Annotated in this window: 3 protein-coding genes and 1 pseudogene; 1 reads left to right on the top strand and 3 read right to left on the bottom strand. The window is 37.0% G+C overall.

Translation table 11 applies throughout. The annotated features are described in order from the left end of the window. Positions 1–359: 359 nt before the first annotated feature. The gene (locus PLA01S_RS31725; RefSeq protein ID WP_127596740.1) at positions 360–776 is read left to right on the top strand and encodes a DUF3888 domain-containing protein; all 417 of its coding nucleotides are present in this window, start codon (positions 360–362) and stop codon (positions 774–776) included. Between the two features lie 330 nt (positions 777–1106). On the opposite strand, the gene PLA01S_RS31720 is transcribed toward PLA01S_RS31725, so the two are convergent. The 3 genes and pseudogenes from PLA01S_RS31720 to PLA01S_RS31710 all read right to left on the bottom strand — a co-directional run. Continuing rightward, on the bottom strand, positions 1107–1772 hold the full coding sequence (locus PLA01S_RS31720) for a carboxylesterase family protein (RefSeq protein ID WP_127596737.1): 666 nt from the start codon (positions 1770–1772) through the stop codon (positions 1107–1109). A gap of 334 nt (positions 1773–2106) precedes the next feature. Then, complete coding sequence (locus tag PLA01S_RS31715; RefSeq protein ID WP_127596733.1) at positions 2107–2631, bottom strand: phosphotransferase-like protein; 525 nt, start codon at positions 2629–2631, stop codon at positions 2107–2109. Between the two features lie 176 nt (positions 2632–2807). Beyond that, positions 2808–3165 (bottom strand): annotated as a pseudogene (locus PLA01S_RS31710) (histidine phosphatase family protein); the annotation flags it as partial.

Below are 3165 nucleotides of genomic sequence, written 5' to 3'. Positions count from 1 at the left end.
CAAAAAAGCCGTTATTTTAGCGACTTTCTATGAGACCATGTTCTTGTCCCTCGACAGAAAAGTACCATTTAAAGAACTAAGCATTCAATTCCCTCCAATTTCATTTTTATATAAGTATTCATTGGATTGGTGGTAAAACCTTCATCCTTTGTCCGTTATACTAACAAATATATCCATCAGATACTTAAACTGCTACCACGCTATTCTGCCCGTTGGCTGAATAGGCTGCCGATTATGTCGGCAGCTATCTTTTTGTGTGTTGTTATCTCCCGTTAATTCAATAAACACATACTTTATTCAGAAAAGGTAACAATATAATTAATTTAATTAGATGAAGTCGTTAAGAGGTGTATTGAAAAATGAAAAGGATCCTACTCACTTTTATGCTATCCCTTGTTTGTATTAATTGTTTTCAAACAACAACCTTTTCTTCAGAAAAACCAACTCAAGACTCTGAAGAGCTTAGGTTACAGGATATGCTTATGAACTTACTTTCTCCTTTTATTGAGAAAGATTTGCATAACTATTATTATCCGAAGATTTTTAGTGATATCTCACCTGTTATCGCTCCCTGGAAAATTGAAGTGATTGAAACAAGAAGAGTAAATCATTTCCGTGGCTTTATATTGGAAATTACATTTGAAATTGAACCTACAGATGGTGGACACTGGATCCCAATAGGGAAGGACCGAATGACCTATGAAATTTCTTCTGGACCTAGGGTTAAATTGAGTAATCATTCTCACCTAGCTACATATAAATATCCTCCAGAATAATTACAATATTATATTTAACGCATTATATTATTCTGCCAGTTAGTTTAATAAAAGGGCGTCTACCGCCGTCGTGAAATCATATCGGGAATGTAACAATGTTCTTGGCATCAGTCGGGAATGTTATCAAGTTCTTGTCATTGTGTTTTGACAAGAACCTGATAACATAAATATATAAAGCCGCATAATCAGCGGCTTCTAATGTTACTATGTTTTTGTCACCCGACATTTGTGTTCACACGTTATCCTTTTGGTTGTTGCGTTAATCTGCCCGTTACTTCAGCAAACGAAAAAGGAGCTGCCGTCGAGCAAGTTTCCGTTAGTGTAACAACTTCATTTCCTTACCATTAAAGAATGATCTAGAAACCAGCTATATAATTCCGGATTATCGTATGTTTCTGTCCAGGAGTTGTGATTCGACTTAGGATAAATTGTGAAAGAGACATTTCCACCGTTTTCGCGAAGTGCGTCTACCATTTTTTTTGATTCAGCAATAGGAACTATATCATCCTTCGCGCCATGGAATGCCCAGGTGGGTGTTCCTATTAGTTCATATATCCGGTTGGGGTTACCTCCACCACATATTGGAGCGATAGCCGCGAACCTTCCTGGATATTCTGCTGCTAAGTGCCACGTCCCATAACCACCCATGCTTAGCCCTGTCAAGTATAACCGATCTGGATCTACGTTGTAGTTTTCAATGATCTCATCTACTAATGCCATCAATCCGTCTTGTTCAGCATTCCAAAAAGAATCCTCCGGGCATTGAGGGGAAATCGTAATGAATGGAAAAGAAGGATCGCGTTCTGCTATCATAGGAATTCCATGTGCTTTTACCAACTCCAGATCATCTCCACGTTCACCTGCCCCGTGAAGAAATAAGATTAAAGGCCACTTAATTGAGGATTCTTTTTCATAATGATCTGGCAAATGTAAGAGATATTTCATCCGCACTCTTTTTGTTATTTCTTTATCCAAATTATTTACGGTTTGACTCATTGTATCTCCCTCACTTTAGTGATATCTCCCATAGGGGTAAAAATAGAATTTCCCATATTCCCCGAAATTACTTCAGTTGTATTTAGCCTTAAACTGAACAGTATAATCGGAACTTTTTAGTTCGACCATTTCTTTCCCTTGCTTAGTATAGCTACCATCAGGATATCTGATAGCGAGTCGCGGGTTCTGTTCCAAAACTCGTATGATCCTCCCGATCATCTTATCACTCCATTCGTGAATGCTATATAAATATTCCACTCCACGGCAGCTGATCAATCTGACCAGCTGCCTTCTCATCTTTATTCAACTAACGTCCCCCTTTAGCGTAATACGATTAATCTTCGGACCTACCATACAAACATTTTAGAATCGAATCAGCACATTCTTCTGAAGAATTTATGTGTGTGTTGACAGTACAGTCGTACTCTATATCTTTTGCCATAATTTTGTTTTGACAGTCTGATTGATCTTCAGTTCTATCTCCACGTTCAATATTTCTTTGGCGACAAATTTCCAAAGGACAAAACACTTCAACAATATAAAAGGGGTACCCAGAAAATATGTTCTTAACTTTTTCATAATGGGGTTTTAACTCAGGTCTTTCTACCAAGATGCCATCGATAAGCACATTTTTACCATGATCAGAAAATAGTTTGGCGGTATGATACATCATAATAATTGCATCACTTAAATATTTCCAATAATCTTCTCGAAGATAGTTATCGCCAATTGTATTTTCAAAAAGATCGTTTGCAACCACATAAAAAAACTCATCCGATTTTAACTGAATAGCGTCTACTATAGATGTTTTTCCTGAACTGGTTACTCCGTTCAAGAATACGATTTTTCCTTTGTTCATCTCTAATTCCCCTATTCGTTCAACTTAAATACAGTTTAACAGTTTCAACGTATAAACAAGATTGAGAAAACAATTATAATTGAACTATGCTGTCCATTAGAGTAAAGCAGCTGCCAACCGGCAAACTGCTCCATCTGTTCTCCACAAAGGTTTCCCCTTAGCTTAGCGACCAACAGCTACAACTTCATTCGATATACCCCAGCCTCACCGAGAAAATCTTTTCTGGTCAATCCATTTTCTCCAAGCAATATTCGATAATTGGTTATCGTACCATCATGTGAAATAATGAATATGTTTTTATAACTTTCCCCGATCCAATCTAATAACTGCTTAGCATATCCTTCAAAAATATCTTGTTTGATTCTATTAATCCCTTCATTCCAGCAATCCAAATTGAAATCAAGAATTTCAGTATCTCCATACAGATTTGTAATTTCAGTTTTAGAAAGGATGTGATCGCATGCTAAAAAAGGAAGTTCGGGGTTCTGTGGAAACATTCTCGGACCAACAAATGGAGAAATTATGAAGTCCACA

The organism is Paenibacillus lautus NBRC 15380, from assembly GCF_004000945.1.
Classification (GTDB): Bacteria; Bacillota; Bacilli; order Paenibacillales; family Paenibacillaceae; genus Paenibacillus_AQ; species Paenibacillus_AQ lautus.
Note: the sequence above shows the minus strand (reverse complement) of the source record. Positions and strands in the feature narration are given on the sequence as shown.

Excerpts from the sequence above, each read along its gene's own strand:
- PLA01S_RS31725 (WP_127596740.1), top strand. The coding sequence starts at position 360 with ATGAAAAGGATCCTACTCACTTTTATGCTATCCCTTGTTTGTATTAAT.
- PLA01S_RS31720 (WP_127596737.1), bottom strand. The coding sequence starts at position 1,772 with ATGAGTCAAACCGTAAATAATTTGGATAAAGAAATAACAAAAAGAGTG.
- PLA01S_RS31715 (WP_127596733.1), bottom strand. The coding sequence starts at position 2,631 with ATGAACAAAGGAAAAATCGTATTCTTGAACGGAGTAACCAGTTCAGGA.